Origin of the sequence: Aliisedimentitalea sp. MJ-SS2, from assembly GCF_032586155.1 — a bacterium.
GTDB lineage: Bacteria > Pseudomonadota > Alphaproteobacteria > Rhodobacterales > Rhodobacteraceae > JAWHTC01.
The window spans coordinates 26,896-48,781 of sequence record NZ_JAWHTC010000004.1 but is presented as its reverse complement, the minus strand read 5'-3'; the positions used below and the strand labels follow the sequence as shown (position 1 = coordinate 48,781).

The 21,886-nt window shown below is 60.4% G+C and carries 21 protein-coding genes; 12 read left to right on the top strand and 9 right to left on the bottom strand.

What is annotated here, in order from left to right:
- Positions 1-17: 17 nt before the first annotated feature.
- Entirely contained in the window at positions 18-461 is a 444-nt protein-coding gene (locus RXV86_RS15385; protein WP_316301139.1) for a GNAT family N-acetyltransferase, read from the top strand.
- Positions 462-473: 12 nt separating this feature from the next.
- A complete protein-coding gene (gene deoD / locus RXV86_RS15380; RefSeq protein ID WP_316301138.1) occupies positions 474-1,178 on the top strand; it encodes a purine-nucleoside phosphorylase in 705 nt (234 codons plus the stop codon).
- On the opposite strand, the gene RXV86_RS15375 is transcribed toward deoD, so the two are convergent.
- A complete protein-coding gene (locus tag RXV86_RS15375) occupies positions 1,158-2,033 on the bottom strand; it encodes a LysR family transcriptional regulator (RefSeq protein ID WP_316301137.1) in 876 nt (291 codons plus the stop codon). The genes deoD and RXV86_RS15375 overlap by 21 nt on opposite strands.
- Positions 2,034-2,135: 102 nt before the next feature.
- Here RXV86_RS15375 and glyA point away from each other — a divergent pair, with 102 nt between their 5' ends.
- Positions 2,136-3,461, top strand: a complete 1,326-nt coding sequence (gene glyA / locus RXV86_RS15370; protein WP_316301136.1) for an aminotransferase class I/II-fold pyridoxal phosphate-dependent enzyme — start codon at positions 2,136-2,138, stop codon at positions 3,459-3,461.
- Between the two features lie 133 nt (positions 3,462-3,594).
- Here glyA and RXV86_RS15365 read toward each other — a convergent pair whose 3' ends face one another.
- The 7 genes from RXV86_RS15365 to RXV86_RS15335 all read right to left on the bottom strand — a co-directional run bounded on the left by RXV86_RS15365 (position 3,595) and on the right by RXV86_RS15335 (position 11,656).
- Positions 3,595-4,437, bottom strand: a complete 843-nt coding sequence (locus RXV86_RS15365) for a DUF1989 domain-containing protein (RefSeq protein ID WP_316301135.1) — start codon at positions 4,435-4,437, stop codon at positions 3,595-3,597.
- A gap of 216 nt (positions 4,438-4,653) precedes the next feature.
- On the bottom strand, positions 4,654-5,652 hold the full coding sequence (locus tag RXV86_RS15360; RefSeq protein WP_316301134.1) for a D-cysteine desulfhydrase family protein: 999 nt from the start codon (positions 5,650-5,652) through the stop codon (positions 4,654-4,656).
- A 53-nt stretch (positions 5,653-5,705) separates the two neighbouring features.
- The gene (locus RXV86_RS15355) at positions 5,706-6,431 is read right to left on the bottom strand and encodes a hypothetical protein (protein WP_316301133.1); all 726 of its coding nucleotides are present in this window, start codon (positions 6,429-6,431) and stop codon (positions 5,706-5,708) included.
- A 16-nt stretch (positions 6,432-6,447) separates the two neighbouring features.
- On the bottom strand, positions 6,448-8,094 hold the full coding sequence (locus tag RXV86_RS15350) for an FAD-binding dehydrogenase (protein WP_316301132.1): 1,647 nt from the start codon (positions 8,092-8,094) through the stop codon (positions 6,448-6,450).
- 77 nt (positions 8,095-8,171) lie between these two features.
- Positions 8,172-9,605: a cell envelope integrity protein CreD gene (creD, locus tag RXV86_RS15345; protein ID WP_316301131.1), complete on the bottom strand. Its 1,434-nt coding sequence runs from the start codon at positions 9,603-9,605 to the stop codon at positions 8,172-8,174.
- Positions 9,606-9,814: 209 nt separating this feature from the next.
- Entirely contained in the window at positions 9,815-10,912 is a 1,098-nt protein-coding gene (gene ychF, locus RXV86_RS15340) for a redox-regulated ATPase YchF (RefSeq protein WP_316301130.1), read from the bottom strand.
- 177 nt (positions 10,913-11,089) lie between these two features.
- Complete coding sequence (locus RXV86_RS15335) at positions 11,090-11,656, bottom strand: hypothetical protein (protein ID WP_316301129.1); 567 nt, start codon at positions 11,654-11,656, stop codon at positions 11,090-11,092.
- Positions 11,657-12,105: 449 nt separating this feature from the next.
- Between RXV86_RS15335 and trpA the strand changes: the two genes are divergently transcribed.
- The 9 genes from trpA to RXV86_RS15290 all read left to right on the top strand — a co-directional run bounded on the left by trpA (position 12,106) and on the right by RXV86_RS15290 (position 21,067).
- Complete coding sequence (gene trpA, locus RXV86_RS15330) at positions 12,106-12,897, top strand: tryptophan synthase subunit alpha (protein ID WP_316301128.1); 792 nt, start codon at positions 12,106-12,108, stop codon at positions 12,895-12,897.
- A 15-nt stretch (positions 12,898-12,912) separates the two neighbouring features.
- On the top strand, positions 12,913-13,710 hold the full coding sequence (locus RXV86_RS15325; RefSeq protein WP_316301127.1) for a hypothetical protein: 798 nt from the start codon (positions 12,913-12,915) through the stop codon (positions 13,708-13,710).
- A gap of 200 nt (positions 13,711-13,910) precedes the next feature.
- Positions 13,911-14,378: an NUDIX hydrolase gene (locus RXV86_RS15320; RefSeq protein ID WP_316301126.1), complete on the top strand. Its 468-nt coding sequence runs from the start codon at positions 13,911-13,913 to the stop codon at positions 14,376-14,378.
- Between the two features lie 85 nt (positions 14,379-14,463).
- On the top strand, positions 14,464-14,913 hold the full coding sequence (locus tag RXV86_RS15315) for a DUF1178 family protein (protein ID WP_316301573.1): 450 nt from the start codon (positions 14,464-14,466) through the stop codon (positions 14,911-14,913).
- Positions 14,914-14,982: 69 nt separating this feature from the next.
- The gene (locus RXV86_RS15310) at positions 14,983-15,633 is read left to right on the top strand and encodes an SDR family oxidoreductase (protein WP_316301125.1); all 651 of its coding nucleotides are present in this window, start codon (positions 14,983-14,985) and stop codon (positions 15,631-15,633) included.
- A 141-nt stretch (positions 15,634-15,774) separates the two neighbouring features.
- Positions 15,775-16,593, top strand: a complete 819-nt coding sequence (locus RXV86_RS15305; protein ID WP_316301124.1) for a glycosyltransferase — start codon at positions 15,775-15,777, stop codon at positions 16,591-16,593.
- Positions 16,594-16,762: 169 nt separating this feature from the next.
- A complete protein-coding gene (locus RXV86_RS15300) occupies positions 16,763-18,001 on the top strand; it encodes an aspartate kinase (protein WP_316301123.1) in 1,239 nt (412 codons plus the stop codon).
- A 304-nt stretch (positions 18,002-18,305) separates the two neighbouring features.
- A complete protein-coding gene (gene ptsP / locus RXV86_RS15295; protein ID WP_316301122.1) occupies positions 18,306-20,570 on the top strand; it encodes a phosphoenolpyruvate--protein phosphotransferase in 2,265 nt (754 codons plus the stop codon).
- Between the two features lie 131 nt (positions 20,571-20,701).
- Positions 20,702-21,067, top strand: coding sequence for a hypothetical protein (locus tag RXV86_RS15290; protein WP_316301121.1), 366 nt, complete (start codon positions 20,702-20,704; stop codon positions 21,065-21,067).
- A 41-nt stretch (positions 21,068-21,108) separates the two neighbouring features.
- Here the strand turns inward: RXV86_RS15290 and RXV86_RS15285 are convergent, their stop codons facing one another.
- Entirely contained in the window at positions 21,109-21,882 is a 774-nt protein-coding gene (locus RXV86_RS15285; protein WP_316301120.1) for an EcsC family protein, read from the bottom strand.
- Positions 21,883-21,886 lie beyond the last annotated feature (4 nt).

Here is a 21,886-nt window from a genome sequence, read left to right as displayed (position 1 = left end):
TTCTTTTGCGAGGGACTATGCCTGATCTGACCATCCGACCGATCGAATCTGCGGACCATGATGCATGGCGTAGCTTGTGGACATCCTATCTGGATTTTTACGAAACCACTGTGTCGGAAGAAGTTTATCAGGTCACGTTCAAGCGTCTGTGTGATTCGGAAATAACCAATCAGAATGGTCTGTTGGCGTTGCTCGATGGCGTGCCTGTTGGGTTGGTGCACTACATCTTTCACCCGCATAACTGGAAGGTGGAGGAGGTCTGTTACCTGCAAGACCTCTACGCCGATCCAACCGTTCGTGGCACCGGCATTGGCCGAGCGCTGATCGAGGCGGTCTATGCCAAAGCAGACCAGGCAGGAAAACCTGGCGTCTATTGGCTGACACAGGATTTTAACACCACAGCACGGCAGCTTTATGACCGGATTGCCAATGTTACTCCGTTCATAGTTTATCGCCGTTAAGGGAGGCTTATCATGACCATTCATATCGGGGCCGAGGAAGGCGAGATCGCCGAAACCGTATTGATGCCGGGCGATCCGATGCGCGCCAAATGGGCGGCCGAGACATTTTTGACAGATGTGAAATGTGTCAATGAGGTCAGAGGGATGCTCGGTTTCACCGGGATGTGGAACGGCAACCGAGTGACGATTCAGGGCTCGGGCATGGGGATGCCAAGCCTCAGCATCTATGCCAATGAATTGATCCGAGATTATGGCGCCAAGACGCTGATCCGGATCGGATCTTGCGGGGCGATGCAGGAGAGCGTGGGTATTCGCGACGTGATTATCGCCATGACATCCAGTTCGTTGTCGACGCCGTCCCTGGGCTTTTTCAAAGAGCTGAACTACGCCCCCTGCGCTGATTATGGCCTACTGGGAAAAGCCGTGGCTGCGGCCCGTGACAAGGGGGTGACGACCCATGTCGGCGGGATCTATTCGGCCGATGTGTTCTATGACGAACGTCCCGATTTGAATGAACAAATGACCCGCCACGGCATCCTGGCGGTCGAGATGGAAGCGGCCGAACTTTACACCGTGGCCGCAAGGTTCGGGGTGCGAGCGCTGGCGGTCCTGACCGTGTCGGATCACCTCATGACCCACGAGGCCCTGCCCAGCGAGGACCGCGAGCGCAGCTTTGGCGAGATGGTCGAGATCGCACTAGAGGCCGCCTTCGGCTGACAGGAAACGGATAAGCCGGTTAAGACCCTTGGACCGTGGGCCTGGGCGGGTTTTCAGGGTGATCGACTGTCCGGTTTCGACCTTGTGCTCGAACGGAGCGACGAGGGTGCCCGCATCGAGATGGGTGCGCACCAGGGGACCGTGCGCCATCAACACCCCTGCCCCATTGACCGCCTCCTGCAAAGCCAGCGCGTAGAGCGAAAAGGCCGGGCCATTGAGCGATATTTTCTCGCCGGGTGCGGCGTGTTCCAGCCAGTACTGCCAATCGTTCTTCCACGTCGCATCACTGAGACAGGGATGACTTTGCAGATCTTGCGGAGATTGAAGAAAATCAAGCATTTGCGGCGCGCAAACTGGAAAAAGTTCGTCCCGTTTAATCGCTTCACCGCCGTTTTCACCGATAAAGATCGACAGGTCGAAGGGCTCGCGAATCAAATTCGGGGGAACCTCCAGCGCCGTGATTGACAGGTTCAACTCCGGCAAAGCCGCGCGAATCTCCGGTAAGCGGGGGGACAACCACAATTGCGCAATGGCGGGCAATGCAGCGATATGTATCTCGGCTGGACGGGCATTGGCCCGCAACGATTGCACCGCCTTGCCCATCCGGTCGAAGGCACCGGTCAAGGGATCAAGGATTTCCGCGCCCAAAAAGGTCAGGCTCAACCCCTGAGCATGACGTTGAAACAACGGCGCACCGGCCCAATCTTCGAGTGTTTTGACATGCTGGGCGATGGCTCCCGGAGAAACGCTAAGCTCCTCTGCTGCCTTGGAAAACCCGCCCAGGCGCGCCGCGGCTTCAAAGGCGCGCAATGCATTCAGCGAGGGGCCGCGCGGGCGTGGTGGATTGACTGGCATAATGAGACCTAGTTTTTCTAGCCCTAGTTATTAGAAATACTGGTTTGCCCTTCTCTTCAAATCAAGCTTTTGTTTCGCGGAACCAACCGGAGATCGTCAAAAATGCCGCAACTTGCCAAACGCGACTGGGTACCAGAGATCAGCGAAACCCTCGTTCAAACCGTTGCCACCCGTGTGTCGGGTGAGGCCAGCGGCGATATTGCCAGACGGATTGAGGCATTGGCCGTCGAGAACAAGACCATCCATGAAAAAGATTGCTTCAATCTTAACCCGGCGACCAACGCGATGAATCCGCGGGCTGAGGCGTTGTTGGCATCGGGCATCGGAACACGGCCGTCGCTGGGTTATCCCGGGGACAAATATGAGATGGGCCTAGAAGCCATTGAAGAGATCGAGATTATCGCCGCCGAGCTGGCAGCCGAGGTGTTTGGCGCAAAGTACGCCGAAACCCGGGTGCCGTCAGGCGCGATTGCCAACCTCTATGGGTTCATGGCGCTGGCCAAGCCGGGCGATCATATCATTGTTCCGCCTGCAAAAATTGGCGGTCACGTCACCCACCACGTGGCCGGGTGCGCGGGGCTTTACGGGCTGATCAGCCACGAGGCGCCGGTCGATGCGGATGGCTATTCGGTGGACCTTGAGGGGTTGGCGATACTGGCAGCCGAGGTGAAACCGAAGATCATCACCATTGGCGGGTCGCTGAACCTGTTTCCACATCCAGTGCGAGGAATCCGCGAAATTGCCGACAAAACAGGAGCTTATGTACTGTTCGACGCCGCGCATCAGTGTGGAATTATCGCCAGCCGGGCCTGGGCCAATCCGCTGGATGAAGGCGCGCATCTGATGACGATGAGCACTTACAAGAGCCTCGGCGGGCCGCCCTCGGGGTTGATCGCCACCAACGAGGGCGAGATTGCCAAGCGGTTGGATTCCATTGCTTTTCCGGGAATGACCGCGAATTTCGATGCGGCGAAATCGGCGGCGCTGGCGATGTCGATGCTGGATTGGAAGGACCATGGCGCGGGGTATGGCAAAGCCATGATCGAGACCGCGCAGGCGCTGGCCAACGCGTTGGAAAACAACGAGATTCCGGTATTCAAAGGGCGCGACGGGGCCACCCAAAGTCACCAGTTCGCGGTGCTGGCAGAAGGTTTTGGGGGCGGTCAGGCGGCCTCAAAAACCTTGCGCAAGGCCGGGTTTCTTGCCTGCGGTATCGGCCTGCCGATCGCGGAATTAACGCATGATCTCAACGGCTTGCGGATCGGTACGCCTGAACTGGTGCGGTGGGGTATGACGGTGGACGACATGCCGGAACTGGGGCGGCGGATTGCGGCGGCGTTGCGGTCGAATGCTCCGGAGGAAATGGCGGCCGACACCGCAAGATATCGCGGGTTGTTCAACTCCTTGCACTACGTTCACGGGGCTTAACGGCCAAATCTACGCAAAACCCCGGTGTATGGAATCCGTCTGGCAGCCGTCGGGTATCCGTCGGGCGTTCGGGGACACAGGGATTGGTTAGAGAATGCGTTAACGAAACGAACGGTGCGTGCAAACACGCACCCTACAGTCCATGAGAGCGATCGTAGCCGTTCACCGGAGGAGAGGTCCAGTCGCCCAGCGCCTCTGGAGACGGCGTGAAGATCTCGACCAGGAGAGGGTGGCAAGCGGCACTGTCCGAGGAATGCTCGGACGAGCAGTCTCCGCCGGGACAGGCCGAGAGTGCGCCCAGAAGGTCAATCTCGGCGAAAAACTCGAGATAGTCGCCGGGGCGCACCGGACTGGCCTTCATGAAGTATTGCCCGGTATCGCGGGTGAAGCCGGTACACATGAAGACGTTGAGCACGTCATGGACATGGGGTTCGGCCTCGCGCAGCGACAGGCCGGTTTCCTCGGCCAGAGCGCGGGTCAGGTTCGAATGACAGCAATGGTGGTATTGCGTACCCGATAGCAGGTTGCCGGTGTAGGGATCGCAACGGGTACCAATCACGTCATGCACCGACCCACCATATTGGTCGATGCCGTACCAACCGAGCGTATCGGCCGTGATCGTTGCCATGGGTCGCAGGCTGGGAAACGAGGACCACATCCGCTCACCCGTGGTCAGGTGGGTGCCGTGCAGGGCGCGGGATTTGCCCGAGTAAAATCGTTCATTGAGGTCATTGGCGTTCCACAGGTTGAGGTCGCCGACTTGCGGGCCATCAACGCTTGAGATGCGAAAGAAACTACCAGCGGGGACATGAAAGCATTTGGCGTCGCGGGCCGGGACAATCACTTCGCCGATTTTCTCAGCCGTATCGCGGGCCGATTGGTAAAGCGCGAGATCCGGCGTGGGCAGCGTATCATTCGGGTAGCAGATAACCGGGGCGATGGCACGGCGCTGATCGGCGTCCTGAGGGGCTGTCATGGCTTTATCCTTGGTCTGGGCTTCGGCAATCAAAAGGTGGTTTGCCGTTGGTTGTAAAGGCCTGAGCGCCACAGGTGCCACAGACGTATTTGCGCTCAGAGCCGCGCGCGCTGCTGCGGTCCTCGCGCCATCGACAGTTTCGTGCTGGACGGTTCGAGAACAGGGTCAACAGGACCGCCAAAACGACAAGACCGGCAAGGGCGGAGAACATGAAAGTCAAACCCCGAGTTTGTCGCCATAGGCGAAGAGAGCGGGCGTGCCGCCGGTATGCCAGAAGAGAACGCGCTTACCCTGCAGGTCGGGTGCCTGTAAGATCAGGCCTGCCATGACCTTGGCGGTATAAACCGGGTCAAGGAACACCCCCTCTGCACGCGCAGTTCTTGTGATGGCCGTGCGGGTCTGATCGGAGAGTTTGCCATAGCCGGGGGCAAGCGCCCGGTCGTGGATCAGGATGTCGTCCGGCGTGGTCGGGTTCGGCATGTCCAGCAAGATCGCGAGATCGTCAAGCCGTTGCGCCACACGGGCGGTCTGGGCCTGTGCGTCGCGACGCACGCAGACGCCGTGCACTGGGGTTTTATCGCCCAGCGCACGCAGGCCGAACAACAGGCCAATATGGGTCAGCGCCGAGCCGGAGGCGATAAAGATCATATCAAATTTCTCTTTCTGATCAACCAGTTCCTGCGCAGCCTTTGCGTAACCCAACGCGCCAGTGGGTGGCTGATCGGCGGCCAATGGGACAATGAAAGGAACCTCGCCCCGCCTCTTCAGATCATCGGCAATGGCACGCAGGTTGGCGTCGGCGCCGGCTTCGTCTTCGCCCTCGGGGTAGGAATACAGGGTAGCGCCAAGCAGGCGGTCCAGCAGCACATTGCCGTTGTCGCGGTAGAGCGGGGATGGGTCAGGAACGCGCTCTTCCAGTTGAATGTGACACCCCATGCCCAGGCGCGCAGCCATGGCGGCGCAGGTGCGCACAAAATTGGATTGCACGGCACCGGTGATCAGGACCTGGGTTGCGCCCTGCGCCACGGCTTTACCAAGGTAGTATTCCAATTGCCGAACCTTGTTGCCGCCCATGCCGATGCCGGTCATGTCGTCACGCTTGACCCAAAGATCGAGGCCTAGCTCGTGCCCGAGGTTGCCCATGCGTTCAAGCGGCGTCGGCAGATGGCCGATGACGGCACGGGGATGGTTGGCGAGAGCTTGGGTCAGGGTCATGACGCGATTGAGGGTCGCGGGGCGTTGCTTGTCAAGCACCGGGCCGGGACAGGTTAACTGTCTCCGCCTTCGCGCTCATGACGCCGGCGCCATTCCCGGGCATAGACCGATTCCTCGGTGTATTTTCGGGTCGAAGCGGTTTGACGCTCGGCAGACTCTTCACCCGATTCGGCACGACATTCGGCGTTGCGCATCTGTGCGGCGCGATCAAACGGGATGACCTGTACCATCGGGGTGCCAGCGGGCAACCGCAGGGCACGCGGCGGCGCGGTCCACAGGAAGGGCACGTTCACCGGCACATCAAGGGCATCGCAATCCACCGACCCGGCAAAGGCATGGAACGGCAGTTCAAAATGGTTGATCGGGTGCAGGAAGCTGGCCGACCAGCCGGTCGGCAGCTTGATCCGCCACGGGTTGAGAAACTTGAGCGGTTGCGCCCCCTGGAAAGGTCCGGGTTGATCAGCGCCGATCTGGCCGGGATGGTGCGGCTCAATCGGATTGAACGGGGCATTCGTGTCCCAGCGGAAATCCATCCGGTTGGTAACCGGGTCATAGACGGTCCAGATGTCGTAGGGCAATGGGATGATCCACCCTAACGCCATGACATCGGCGACCGGCAGGCAGGCGCGCACCGTCAGGCCCGGCAGGCCCTGGGCGTCAGGCATGCCCATTTCACGCGGCAGGTCGCGATACCAGTCGGGCAGGAACCGCGCGGCGGGTTGCGGCTCGGGGATCTGGCCGTGCAGCTCGGGCGGGCAGAGGAATTCGATTTTGGGCACGGGGCCTCCTGTCTGGTCAGGCATTGTCACCTGCCGCCTTGCCCGAGAAGATACAGCCGCCAAGGAAAGTGCCTTCGAGCGCGTTGTAACCGTGATATCCGCCACCACCGAAGCCCGAAACCTCACCAGCCGCGAAAAGCCCGTCAAAAGGCGTGCCATCGGGGCGCAGGACGCGGGATTGCAGGTCGGTATGCAACCCGCCCAGCGACTTGCGGGTCAGGATGTTGAGGCGCACGGCAATCAGCGGCCCCTTGGACGGATCAAGGAGGCGGTGGGGTTTGGCCGTCCGCACCAGCTTGTCGCCCCGATAGGCACGCGCACCATGAATGGCGGTGATCTGGGCATCTTTTGAGAACTTGTTGGTGATCTGGGCGTCGCGGGCTTCGATCTGAGCGCGGATATGTGCGGGATCGAGGGGGGCGTAGGGAGTAAGTTCATTCATTTTGCTAATGAGGTCATCCAAATCATCAGAAATTATGAAGTCCTCACCATGTTCCTTGAAGGCCTCAACCGCCTTGGTGGCACCTTTCGAGAAGGTGCGTTCCTTGAGCACCTCCCAGAGCTTGCCCGAGACAAAATCGGGGTTCTGTTCGCTGCCGGATAGCGCAAATTCCTTTTCGATGATCTTTTGCGTGAGGATAAGCCAGCTGTGTTCATGGCCGGTTTGCAGAATGCGTTTCAGGGTGGCCAGAGTGTCAAAGCCAGGCAGACAAGGCGCCTCCATCCGCTCACCCAGCGCATCGAACCACATCGCGGACGGGCCGGGCAGGACGCGGATGCCGTGATTGGGCCAGATCGGATCCCAGTTGGTCAGGCCTTCGGTATAGTGCCACATGCGATCTTCGTTGATCGCCCCGGCCCCGGCCTTTTTGGCGATCTCGGTCATCTGGCCATCGACATAGTCGGGCACGCCCGCCACCATTTTCTTGGGTGGTTTTCCGAGCCGATCCACCGGCCAGACTTTTCGAACCATGTCATGGTTACCACCAATGCCGCCGGTGGTGAGGATTACGCTGTCGGAAGTGTAAGCAAATTCGCCCACCACATCGCGATTGGTCGAGGCGCCGCGTCTTGCGTGGTCGTGATCGAGCATTTCGCCGCGCACGCCAGTGACACGGCCATCGGTAACATCAAGCCCGGTGACACGGTGGCGAAAGGCAAAGCGCAGGGTGCCGGCGGATTCGGCGGCGAGCGCCTGCTCGACGTAAGGTGCAACAATGCCTTCGCCTGCGCCCCAAGTGATGTGAAAGCGCGGCACCGTGTTGCCATGGCCGTGGGCATGGCCGCCGCCACGTTCGGCCCAGCCGACCACCGGGAACCAGCGCATGCCAAGGGTGGAAAGGTCTTCGCGCATCTTGCCTGCGGCGTATTCCAGATAAGCCTCGGCCACCTTGCGGGGGTTTTCATCTTCCGGGCGGTCGAACTGGGCGCTGCCCATCCAGTCGGTGCGGGCCAGCTCAAGACTGTCGCGGATGCCCATGCGGCGCTGTTCCGGCGTGTCGATCATGAACAACCCGCCCAGAGACCAGAAAGCCTGACCTCCCAGAGATTGCTCGCCTTCCTGGTCGATCAACAGCACGTGGCGCCCGCGGTTGGTGGCTGCATGGGCGGCGGCAAGGCCCGCAAGCCCACCGCCGACAATGATGATGTCTGTATGTGTCATGATCCGTCCTCCCGCCCCATAGTCTCGCATGATCACGCTAGGGGGGAGGACGGGGCGCTGTCCAGACGGACGATACGTCAGGTTTGATCTGGCTTGATCTGGGTGGTCGCCGGGGCCGTGCGGCGCATCCGGGCAAACAACCCCTGCCCCGGCTCGCGCGCGGTGCCGTGCCAGTTGGCGTTGCGGGTGGCAAACATCGTGCCTGCAATGGCGGCGAAGGCGATGATCGAGCCTGCCAGCAGGGCGTAATCGGCGCTGCGCAAGATCAGATAGAGGCCGCCATAGAGGATCAACTGCAACAGGCCCAGGAGCCACGTGCGGCGACCCAGATGCAGGGCGATGGCACCAAATGCCGTGATCAGAGCAATGGTGGCTCCTGCGGCGGCAAGATAGGCCGTGGCAAAACCGAACTGTTCTGACAGCGCCAGAAGCAGCACGAAGAACACCGACTGGGACAGGCCGACCAGAATATATTGCACCGCATGCGCCGGGCGCGCCGATTGGCCCTCGATCAGGAAGATGGTCAGGAAGGTGATGCCGATGAACAGCACGCCGTAATGCGCCGCGCGATAGGATTTCTGATAGAAATCATTTGGTTGATAGAGGCGCACCCCAAAACCGGTGCTTTGACGGGCCTGCGGTTCGAGGTCCTCGCGCGACACCTGCGCGATGGCGCGGGCGAGATGCGGGATGGCCCATTTGGCGGTGAAGCCGTCCTCGGTCACCTGTTGTTCATCGGGCAGGAAGGCACCGAAGAAGCTGGGATGGGGCCAGTCCGCTGTCATGTGGATATTGCTGGTGCGGCCCGAGGGAGTGATTTGCAAAGCATGGGCCCCGTTCATGCCCAAAGTGATGGCATACCGATCATGTTTGCGGGGATCGCCGGTCAAAGCCTCGACGCCCTGATAAGCCCCCTGCGCAGCATTGAGCGGTTCCAGTTGCAAAAGCTGGTCCCCGGCCATCAGTGTCGCCTGCCCGCGCAACGCCCGGTTCGAGTTCACATGCACCCGAATCCGGGCGTGATTGAACAGCGCGACTTCGCCTTCACCGAGGTGTTCAGCAATGGCATCAGTAGGAAAGTCGAACTGCATCGCCACATCCGAGCGGTAGACCGGCACGCGGAAAATGCCGCGATGGCGAATCTCGGTTTTCGTGTCGATGCTGACGTCGAATTGGCTGGGATAGAGGTAAACCGGCGCGCGGCGTTCGATATGGTCCATGTCGCGATAGATGAAGCGCGGGTTGCCCTTGCCATCAAGAAGTTGCTCGCCGGTGTCAGGATCGGTCATGGCCTGTTGTTCGCGGCGCGTGACCGTGGCCTCGATGGGCACGATCAGGACCGGGCCGGAGAGAAGCTGCCGCCCACCCCATTCGCGGCCAACGCTTTCACCAGTACGGCGGTTGTAATCGGCGCGTTCGTTGATGGTTTCGGAGACAAAGAAGGTCGGGATCATCATCAGGAAGGTGAGAGCCCCGATGAGGATGAAGCGGACCCCAAGTGATCGTTGCATGATACTGCCCCTTTTTTACTGGTTCATGATGACCAGTGGTCTAGGGGGCGGGTTGCGCAGGGTTGGTGGGAGCGTTTGCGCAGGTTCTGTGCAGTCGGGCCGGCGAATTGACCGACCAGTCTCTTCCTTTTGCCAGAAATATCCCGGGGGGTCTGGGGGGCAGCGCCCCCCAGCCGGTCGGATTGGCACAGCCAATTCGAAAACCTGTGTCAGCCGTTGAACAGGAAGTGCAGCACGTCGCCGTCCTTGACCTCATACCCCTTGCCCTCGGCGCGCATCTTGCCGGCCTCCTTGCAGGGTTGCTCACCGCCAAGTTCAACGTAGTCGTCAAAAGCGATGGTCTCGGCGCGGATGAAGCCACGTTCGAAATCGCCGTGGATGACGCCGGCGGCCTGAGGCGCGAGCGTACCCTTCTTGATGGTCCAGGCGCGGGCCTCTTTCGGGCCGACGGTGAAATAGGTTTCCAGATGCAGCAACTCGTAACCGGCGCGGATCAGGCGGTCGAGGCCAGCTTCTTCCAGGCCCATTTCCTCAAGGAACATCGCCGCTTCGTCGTCTTCGAGCTGGCTGATTTCCTCTTCGATCTGGGCCGAGATCACCACGTGGGCATTGCCCTCGGCGGCGGCCATTTCGGCGACAGCGGTGGAATGGGCGTTGCCGTGCGCGGCTTCGTCCTCGGCCACGTTGCAGACATAGAGCACCGGTTTGGTGGTCAGCAGTTGCAGGTTTTTCCAGGCGCGGGCGTCCTCGTCGTCAACCTCGACCACACGGGCAGGTTTGCCCTCTTCAAGCACGGCCTGCGCGGCCTTCAGGAGGCGTTCCTGCTGGACCGCTTCCTTGTCGCCACCGCGCACCTTGCGGACGATGTTCACAAGGCGTTTCTCGATCGACTCGATATCGGCCAGCATCAGCTCGGTCTCGATGGTTTCCGCGTCGGCCACAGGGTCGACCCGGCCCTCGACATGGGTCACGTCACCATCTTCGAAACAGCGCAGCACATGGGCAATTGCGTCAACTTCGCGGATGTTGGCCAGGAACTGGTTGCCCAGCCCCTCGCCCTTGGACGCGCCCTTGACCAGACCGGCGATGTCGACAAAGGTCATCCGGGTCGGGATGATCTGTTTCGATTTCGCGATTTCTGCAAGTTTTTCAAGACGCTCGTCGGGAACGCCGACCTCGCCCACATTGGGTTCGATGGTGCAGAATGGGAAGTTCGCAGCCTGTGCGGCGGCGGTTTTCGTGAGCGCGTTGAAAAGCGTGGACTTGCCAACATTCGGCAATCCGACGATGCCCATTCTGAACCCCATGGCCGAACTCCTTTGCGAACTTGGGTGACGGGGCATCTATGTGACCTAAGCCCCGGCGGTCAAGCCCCCTGCCACGCGCATCGCGTGCAGGACAAAGAAAAAGCCGCTCCACGAACGGGTGGAGCGGCCAAGCCTTTCCCTGCGGGGGAGCGATGCAGGGCAAGGGTGTCGTGCGAATTAGTGCAGCGGAGTGAACCCGGCCAGTTCGACACCGGCATGGACCCATTCCGACAGACCTGCGGTGTCCATCGCGGTGTGCATGACGACGGTGTAGTTGCTGACATCGAGCATCGGCTCAAACTGGGCGGTGTCGAGAAAGTGCGTATAGGCGCCGGGCTGCATCCAGTAGGCATAGGTCTGCAGGTCAATCAGCGGGGCATAGGTATCAAGCGCAACCCACTTGGCCCAGACATCCATCGACATCATGTTCGTGTAGGTTTCCACTTCCATCAGCTGCTTCATGCTGGCGGGATTCATCACGGTCATGTGGGCTTGGCCGTGGCGCTTGGGGTCGATGAAGGCGATCCAGAAGGTCGGGTCGATCGGATTGATGGCCAGTTGCTCCATGCCGCCGTGGGGGCTTTCGTGGCCGCTCCACCAGGTCGAGGCGTCAAGCGGGTTGCCGATACGCACGCCGTAAACTTCGAGCGGTGCGGCGGTGTCGGCCTCTTCGGCGGCGTGGGTGGCGGTTGTGCCGGCGAAAACTGCGGCGGCAACGGCGAGAGCGGAAAAAATGCGTTTCATGTCATGTCCTTCGGGCAGAGATATTCAGTCTTGTGTTCTCGTTCATCGAACAGCCGGTTTGTGGCTCCGGTCGTCTTGCGTTATGGGACTCTGATAGCACGAAACAACGTATCTCAATAACAGAATGTTTGATCCTGCGACGTTCTGACACCGTGAAAACAAGGGGTAAGCGGCAGGGCCGTAACAAATTTCGTGGTTAATCAGTGTCTTATATGCAAAAAATGGAATTCAACCAAATAGGATAAAACGGGCCATGAGCCAGCCATGTGCACCCGGATTTGTAGCACCGCGGCGCCGCCGGGGGCGTTGGGCCGAGTATTTACGCATTCAGATTCGCACTTCACTTTCCATACCTGTGGCCCTGCAGCCGGCATTGTCAAAGAACGGCAATTGATTTCCCCGTCAATTTTCTGCAAACCCCCGACAGGGACATTCCGGGAGATCAGCCCATGACACGTATCGACAGCAAATTCGCCCAACTGAAGGCCGAGGGCAAAACCGCCTTTGTCGCATATGTGATGGCGGGTGATCCGGATTACGACACGTCGCTGGACATCGTCAAAGGCCTGCCCGGGGCCGGCGTCGACGTGATCGAGCTCGGTCTGCCCTTTACCGATCCGATGGCCGACGGGCCAACCATTCAGTTGGCCGGGCAACGGGCGCTGGAAGCGGGGATGACGCTGGAAAAGACGCTGGCGCTGGCGGCCGAGTTCCGCAAGACCGACGACGAGACACCGATCGTGCTGATGGGATACTACAACCCGATCTACAATCGCGGTGTCGACAAGTTCCTGGAAGATGCCAAGGCGGCGGGCATCGACGGGATGATCGTGGTCGACCTGCCCCCGGAAGAGGATGAAGAGCTGTGCATTCCGGCCCAAGCCGCGGGAATGAACTTCATCCGGCTGGCGACACCGACCACCGATGACAAGCGCCTACCCAAGGTGATGCAGAACACCAGTGGCTTTGTTTATTACGTCTCGATCACCGGCATCACCGGTGCGGCCGAGGCCGAAGCCGTGGACGTGGCGCCGGAAGTGGCCCGCATTCGTGCGGCGGGCAACCTGCCGGTCGTGGTGGGCTTTGGCATCAACACGCCGGAAAAGGCCGAAACCATTGCGTCGGTGGCCGATGGCGCGGTCGTCGGCAGCGCCATCGTCAGCCGCATCGGCCGGGGCGACAGCGTCGAGGACGTATTGGCTTTCGTCAAAACGCTGGCGGACGGCGCGCATCGGGCGTGACCCTTTGACCGGCCCATGCTGAGCACGCTGATCTTGGTCAAGGTGATGGTAACGCTGGTCGTCGTGGTCGGCCTGACCTTGATTGCCGAACATGTAAGCGCGCGGCTGGCGGGAATCCTGGCCGGGTTTCCCCACGGCATTGCCATTGTCCTTTACTTCATAGGGTTGGAACATGGAGCGGTGTTTGCCGCGACCGCGGCTGTGGCGGCCGTGGGGGGACTGACGGCGAACCTGGCCCATGCAATGGGGATCGCGCTGCTGGCACCAGAGACCAAGGGGTGGCGCGGGGCCATGATGGCAGCGTCGGGTGGGATTGCGGTGTTCCTGATCGTGGCCGGACTATTGCGGCTTTTGGCTCCGGGGGCAGGTTGGGGCGCGGTAATCACCGGGCTGGCGATTACCGCGGCGTGGGTCGGAATGCGGCACTGGCAGGAACATGTGCATGTTGCCAAACCTCGCACAACGATGGCAGAGCTGGCCTTGCGCGCCGCGGTGGCCGCCGGGATCGTGATCACCATCACCGCTCTGGCGGGCGTGATCGGGCCGGTCTGGGCCGGGCTGTTGTCGGGGTTTCCCGTGGTGACATTTCCGGTCCTGTTGTTGGTCCAGGCGCGCCATGGCCACGCGCCGGTCATCGGCATGGTCAAGGCCTATCCGTTCGGACTGACAGCGCTGATCGTCTATACGCTGACGGTTTCGGTCACTTTCCCTTTGCTGGGCATCGGCTGGGGCACGGCTGCGGGACTGTTGGCGAGCCTTTTGTGGATGAGCCTGGCAACGACACTGCGCGCGCAGATCACCAAGGGTTCATGAAAGTGTCACGCATTTCTGCGATACATCGCTTGCCCGAACAGCGAAGCTACATTTCGTAGCACACTGAGCGCAAGAGCTTAGATATGGTGCGAATTTCATTGCCTAAGCCCCAGAAAAGTTGAAAAAAGCACTGAAATGGGCTATTTGAGCTGTGAACCGGCGTGACAAGAAAACGAGCAAAAAACAAAAAGGGGCGTAAAATGACCCTGCACGGGACCAGGCAGCTTCCAATTTCGGTGAAGGGGCGCAAGACCGACATGCGCACCCAGTTTGCCGCACTGTGCTGGCGGGTGAAGAACGGCAAACCGCAGATCCTACTGATCACGTCCCGGGGTACTAAAAACTGGATCATTCCCAAAGGTTGGCCGATGTCCGGGATAACGCCAAGCGAAGGCGCGGCGCAGGAGGCTTGGGAAGAGGCCGGTGTGAAAGGCAAGCCTTTTGATCGCAGCCTGGGGCTGTTTTCCTACATGAAGAAGATCGACAAGCGTAAATCCGTACCGACCGTGGCAATGGTGTTCCCGGTCAAGGTCAAGAAATTGGCCAAGGATTTTCCCGAGGCCGGACAACGCAAGCGCAAGTGGGTGTCGCCCAAGAAGGCATCGGCGATGGTACGCGAGCGGGAGCTGGCGCATATTCTGCGGACGTTCGACCCACGGCATTTGTGAAGCACCGTGACGGGCGGGACAACTTGCGCCTTGGCGCGGGCACTATATGTACTACTATGTTCACGACGCAATGCAGATGGGCTCAATGATCCAGTTCACCCTCAAATGCGACAAGGACCACCGTTTCGACAGCTGGTTCCAGTCGGCCGAGGCCTTTGACAAGCTCAAGGCGGCCGGCATGGTGAGCTGTGCGGTCTGCGCCTCGACGGATGTCGAGAAAGCGATCATGGCACCACGGGTGCGCCCGGCACGCAGCGCGGCAAAGGCGGCGGTCCCGGCTGAGCCCTCGCCGGGGCCTTTGTCGGCACCGGCCAGCCCCGAGGAACAGGCGCTGGCCAAGCTGAAGGAACATGTCGAGGCCAATTCGGAATATGTCGGCATGGAATTTGCCCGCGAGGCCCGCGCCATGCATGATGGCGACACCCCGGAACGCGCGATCTATGGCGAGGCCAAGCCGGACGAGGCCAAAAAGCTGATCGAGGACGGTGTGCCGGTTGCGCCGCTGCCGTTCCGTCCGGGGCGCAAGACGAACTGAGACCTGTGGTGTTTCGGAGGCTGCGTGGTAATGGTGGGATAACACCCACCCTACGTAGGACGAAAGCACATGACCCAGCCCCATATCGTGATCACCGGTGCCAATCGGGGCATCGGCAGGGAAATCGCCGGACGCTACAGGGCACAGGGCGCGAAGGTAACAGGCACTTCGCGGGATGGGGCGACGGGGGCGACCCTGGACGTGACCAATCCGGAATCGGTCGTGGCCTTTGCCAAGTCTCTGGAAAGGCAGCCGGTGGATTTGCTTCTGTGCAACGCCGGAGTTTACCTCGACAAGGGCGAAAGCATCGAGGGCTATCCGGCGCAGATGTGGGCCGAGACCTTTGCCGCCAACGTGACCGGGGTGTTCCTGTCGATCCAGGCACTTCTGCCCAACCTGCGGGCGGCGCGCGATGCAAAAATCGCGATTATTTCCAGCACCATGGCCAGCGACACCAACGCGCCGGGCGGGGCTTATATCTATCGCTCGTCCAAGGCGGCGGCGCTGAACCTGGGGCGCAACCTGGCGGTGGACCTGAAGCCCGAGGGCATTGCCGTGGGCATTTATCACCCCGGCTGGGTGAAGACCGACATGGGCGGCGATGCGGCGGCGATTAACGTCGAGGAATCCGCCGCCGGTTTGATGGCGCGGTTTGACGCACTGTCGCTTGCCAGCACGGGCAGCTTTGAGAACTGGGACGGGCGTCCGCACGTCTTCTGAACCTGACCTCCCTGCCCTTTCTGTGACTTGCAGGATTCACTTGCCCGGATTTTGCCGCGCCGGGGAGAATTTTACGCGACCGGTCGGCAATTTTGATTAAAAAGGGAGAAAACAGGCAAAACAAAATCGGCAGGTTATCCAATGAAAGTCATTCTTGTGACGCGTTTTTCCTTTTTCGGAAAATCCGGCTGGAAGTCATCCGCAAGCAGAGATCCCGGCGAACTGTTCGCGCCGGAGCGGCTCGACCCGCGATTCGAGATGTTCGAGAAGATCACGTTGCAAAGCCTGGCCGACCAGACCCATGGCGACTTCGAACATCTGGTGATCTCGTCGACCTTCATGCCCGAGCAATATCAGGCGCGGCTGACCGAGATGTGCAACGACTATCTGCCGACACAGGCGCGGGTGATTTTTCGGCCTCAGAAGTATGTCGGAAAGGTGCTCGATTACTACACCCGCGAAAACTACGCCGACCAGGATTGGATCGCGCAAAGCGTTCTGGACGACGACGACGCAGTGTCGGTTGATTTCGTCGAAGCCTGCCGGTTCGAGGCGGAAACCGTTCTGGGTACGCCCTATGCCAACGATCCGATCTCGTTCATCAGCTTCCCGCGCGGCTTTACCCTTGGCCTGCGCGATGGCGACGAAGAGCCGTGGCTGTCGCAACGCTACGTGCCCTGGACCAACCTTGGGCTGACCATCGTAAAACCGCCAGCACATAAGAAAAACCTGTTCAACCTCAGTCACTTGAAGGCCGGCATTCGGTTCGGCTCGCGATTGGCCGGGGCCAACAGGCCGTTTTACCTGCGCACTGTGCATGACCACAACGACTCGCGCGCGCGACATGGCGACCGCATGCTGGACGCGGCAGAGATCGAGCAGCAGTTCAAGTATTTCCCGCTGCTGCGGTCCTATTTCGGTGGAAGGGCTGGCAAAGGGCTGGCAACCGCGGCCGAGTGAGCGCGGCCCACCCAGACACAATGGCGGGCATACCTCGCACACCGCGCCGGGCCAACTGAGATGCAACAGGCCGTGCCATATCGGTGCGCCTTTCGCGCCCGTTCGTGGCTTGCCCTTGGCCGCCAACCGCAATAAACCCCGCCCAACCAAGGGAATCCGGAAAGATCAGATGCCTGTTCTCGTGATGAAATTCGGCGGCACCTCGGTCGCCAATATCGACCGCATCCGCCGCGCGGCCAAGCGCATCGGTGTCGAGGTAGCCAAGGGCTATGACGTGATCGTCATCGTCAGCGCCATGTCGGGTGAAACCAACAAGATGGTGGGTTACGTTGATGAGGTCTCGCCCCTTTACGACGCGCGCGAATATGATGCGGTTGTCAGCTCGGGCGAGAACGTGACAGCCGGGCTGATGGCGTTGACGCTGCAGGAAATGGATGTGCCGGCGCGCAGCTGGCAAGGCTGGCAGGTGCCGGTCAAGACGACCGATGCCCACGCCGCCGCGCGGATCGAGGAAATCCCCACCGACAATATCAACGCCAAGTTCGGCGAGGGCATGAGGGTGGCCGTGGTTGCGGGTTTCCAGGGAATCGGGCCGGATGGGCGGATCACCACGCTGGGCCGGGGCGGATCGGATACAACTGCCGTGGCTTTTGCTGCAGCGTTTGAGGCTGAACGCTGCGACATCTACACCGATGTGGACGGGGTCTATACCACCGACCCGCGGATTGCCGACAAGGCGCGCAAGCTCGACAAGATTTCATTCGAAGAAATGCTGGAACTGGCCTCGCTCGGGGCCAAGGTTCTGCAGACCCGCTCGGTCGAGCTGGCAATGCGCTATCATGTGAAACTGCGGGTACTGAGCAGTTTCGAGGAACAAAGCGACACAGCGGGAACGCTCGTCTGCGATGAGGAGGAAGTCATGGAAAACCGTCCTGTATCGGGCATCGCCTATAGCCGTGATGAAGCCAAGATGACGCTCGTGAGCGTGGCCGACCGGCCCGGCATCGCTGCAGCGATTTTTGGCCCGCTGAGCGAAGCTGGGGTGAATGTGGACATGATCATCCAGAACATCTCGGAAGAGGGGCGCACCGACATGACCTTCTCCTGCCCTACCGACCAGGTGAAGCGGGCGGAAAAAGCGCTGAACGGAGCCAAGGAAGCCGGCGAGATCAATTTCCACGATCTGATCGCCGATACCGATGTGGCCAAGGTTTCGGCCGTGGGCATCGGCATGCGCTCGCAATCTGGCGTGGCGGCGAAAATGTTCAAGACGCTCAGCGACGAAGGCATCAACATCAAGGTGATCGCGACATCCGAGATCAAGATTTCCGTGCTGGTCGACCGCAAATACATGGAGCTGGCCGTGCAGGCGCTGCACGATGCGTTCGAGTTGGAAAAAGCGGCCTAACACCGGACGGACGCGGCCAAGGCCTTTCGAAAGGCCTTGCAAAAGCGCCTTCGAAGGCGCTTGGAGCCGGTTCTTACGCGATTTCGAAATCGCGTGTCCAATGCCCTTCGAAGGGCATTGCAGCCAATCTGAATTGCCTGCGATTTGGACAAGCGGCCTAAAATTTCGAAAAAGACGCCCTTTTCTGTGGATCGCGGCGACATGTCCCGGCATGTTTGTTACAAAGATCGCCGATGTGACGGGTGAGATTCCCGGAATGCTCGTATGAATTGAAGAAAATGCACCCAGAAAGGGTAGATTGCGAATGACCGGTCAAGAGACACACAAGACCAACAGCCGCCAGCTTCTGGGCCGGCTGCGGTCTGTCATGGCCGAGGAAGGGGAAGGCCAGGAGCGGCTCGACCAGATCACCCATCTGATCGCCGAGGAAACCCATTGCGAAGTCTGCTCGGTCTATCTGTTTCGCGACGAGGAAACGCTGGAGCTTTGCGCCACCGAAGGGTTGAACCCGGATTCGGTGCACCAGACGCGGATGAAGCTGGGAGAAGGTCTGGTCGGACGTGTCGCCAAGTATGGCAAGGTGGTCAACACCGCCGATGCGCCGTCGGAAAAGGGGTTCCGCTACATGCCGGAGACCGGCGAGGAGATTTTCTCCTCGTTCCTGGGCCTGCCGATCCAGAGGCTGGGCGAGAATCTGGGCGTGCTGGTGGTGCAGTCAAAGACGGCACGCGAGTTTGCTGACGAAGAGGTCGAGACCATGGAAGTGGTCGCGATGGTTCTGGCCGAGATGGCCGAATTGGGCGCCTTTGTCGGCGAAGGTGCGGCCCTGTCGGCGCGCCATACCCAACCGGCGCTGTTTCACGGCCATTCGGGCCAGGAAGGCGCGGAAGAGGGCCATGTATGGCTGCATGAGCCGCGCGTCGTGGTCACAAACCCGATTGCCGACGATCCGCAGCGTGAGATGGAGCGGTTGCACGAAGCGGTCGAGGCCCTTCGCGTGAGTGTTGACCAGATGCTCGACGGCGCCAAGGGCGGCGATGCCGAGCAGATGCAGGTGCTGGAAGCCTATCGCATGTTTGCCAATTCCAAGGGCTGGATGCGGCGAATGGAAGAAGATATTGGCCGGGGCCTCAGCGCCGAGGCGGCGGTGGAAAAGGAGCAATCCACCGCACGGGCGCGTATGGAGCAGGTCACCGACCAGTATCTGCGCGAACGGTTGCATGATCTGGATGACCTCAGTAACCGCCTGCTACGCATTTTGACCGGCCAGGGCGCCGAGACCGGGGCCGAGATGCCGGCCAACCCGGTGCTGATCGCACGTAATATCGGCCCGGCAGAGTTGCTGGATTATGGGCGCAGCCTGAAAGGGATCGTCCTGGAAGAAGGGTCGGTCGGGTCACATGCGGCCATCGTGGCGCGGGCGTTGGCCATTCCACTGGTCATCCATGCCGAGAAGATCACCACCGAGGCGTTGAACGGCGATCACATCATGGTCGATGGCGATCAGGGCGTGGTGCACCTGCGCCCCGACGAAAGCGTGGTTGCCGCGTTTCGCGACAAGATGGCAATGCACACCGAGGCGCTGGAACGCTACGCCTCAATCCGCGACAAGCCGGCGAAAAGCCTTGATGGGCATGTGGTGAAACTCGACATGAACGCGGGGCTGATGGCCGATCTGCCGTCGCTCGACAGCTCAGGCGCCGAAGGCGTGGGCCTGTTCCGCACCGAGCTGCAATTCCTGATCCGCAACAAGATGCCGCGCCGGGGCGAGCTATCGGCGCTCTATGGGCAGGTGATGGATGCCGCTCACGGTGTACGCGTGGTGTTCCGTACGCTCGACATTGGGTCGGACAAAGTGCTGCCCTACATGACGGCGCAGGATGAACCCAACCCGGCAATGGGCTGGCGGGCGATCCGGGTGGGACTGGACAAGCCCGGTGTGCTCAGGATGCAGTTGCAGGCGCTGCTCAGGGCGGCTGCTGGGCGGCCCCTGGTGGTGATGTTTCCATTCATCGCCCAGTTCGAGGAATATAAGGCCGCCGTGCGCCAGCTGGGCAAGGCGCTGGCAAGGGAACGGGCGTTGGGCCATCCCGTGCCATTGGATTTGCAGGTCGGAGCGATGCTGGAAACGCCCTCGATCGCCTTTGCCCCAGACAAGTTCTTTGAGGAGGTCGGGTTCCTGTCGATCGGCGGCAATGACCTGAAACAGTTCTTCTTCGCCGCCGACCGGGAAAACGAGCGGGTGCGGCGGCGCTATGACACGCTCAATGTCAGTTTCCTGAGCTTCATTGAGCGGATTGTCGAGCGTTGCCGCGAGCATGAAACGCCGCTGTCATTTTGTGGCGAGGATGCCGGGCGCCCGGTGGAAGCCGCGTGTTTTGCGGCGCTGGGAATGGATACGCTGTCGATGCGGCCTGCCTCGATTGGTCCGGTCAAAAGCATGATCCGGCAGTTGAATTTGTCCGAACTGCGCGACGTGATCCACGCGGCGCGCGACACCGGCGTGCAGTCAGTGCGGCCGATGGTGATGGACTATCTCAAAGAGAAGAACGTGACGATGCCAGCGTGAGGAAAACGGCTTTAGTCGGCTATACGAGACAATTGAAGCACTCAGTTTTGGCCAAGTTTCATACAATCGCGGCTAATTGACTAGGGAAACCGAGAAACTTGTTTCGCAGGCTCAAAACCAATCTTTACGTTATGCGAATTCAGCGCCTTGTGCAGCGCGGCGAATTCGACACTGCAAAACAATTGGCTAGCAAGCTTACAAAATCTCAGCAGAGTTCTGTTGGGCTAAAAGTGTTGCTCGCCGATGTTCTAAGAGAGTCAGGGAACTTGTCCGATGCCGCGACGTGGTACGAAAATGCAAAAGAAGCTCTGAAAGGCGAGGAACATGTATCGAGTGAAAATCGTCGCTTCCTAAACGCCTATTCAAACTTTCATCTCACAGGCATCGAATTTGACAGGGCCGGTCAGCGTTTTGCAAGCCGGAGAGAGTTCGCAGAACTGATAAACGAACTAGAAGCGGAACCTCGATACAAGAAAGTGTTTACGATACCGATTTGAAACACTCTCGACCGAGCTAGACAAGTTTCGTTCCAGTACTCCTACCCCGCCTTTTTGACCGGCGGCATCCGCACCCGCTCGCGCAGGTCGGCAATCAGCTCGTCCTGATCGCGGTCGGCAGTGATCGCCAGACGGCGCAAGCCGAAATGCACATGCGCCATGTCCTGATAATAGCTTGTATAGGCATAGTTCGTCGCCGCGCCTGCCACGGCGCCGAGGATGGGCACGGTCTGGGCGGCGAGTTTCTGACCCAGAACCACCGCCAGGCGCGGAGCGACACGGGCGATCAGGGATTGCAGCGCGGTGCCAGTGACCAGAACACGGGTCGAGATGAAGGCAAGGTCGGAACCGTCGTCATGTTCCAGCGGGCCGGCGGCGGAAAACACCTGGATACAGTCGAACTGCACACCCTCCTCTTCCGGGTCGAACCCGTGTTCGGCAGCGATGCCCTGGATGGCGCGCAACAAAACGGTCGTGGTGACCGGCAATTCGGCCAGCGCGGTGGGCAGCCCTCCTGCCCCACCGGCGGCGCCCATCGCCGTGGCAAGCGCGGTGTTGAGCCATCCCGGCTGGTCCGGCACGGCATTACGTGAGCCATGGGCCGCCTTGAGCGCCACGCGCAGCGCCGCCTCGGTCTGACCGGAAAGGGCATTTCTCACCCCGTCGGGCAGTTTCTCCAGAAGGGATTCGGTCTGCCCGCCGATCAGGTTCAGAAGCTGGATCCCGGCCCCGGACGCGCCGCGATAGCGCTTGGCCAGGGCGTCAAGTTCGGCGTCGACATTCAGGTCGGCGGGGGTATCGGGCAGAATTTCCATGGGT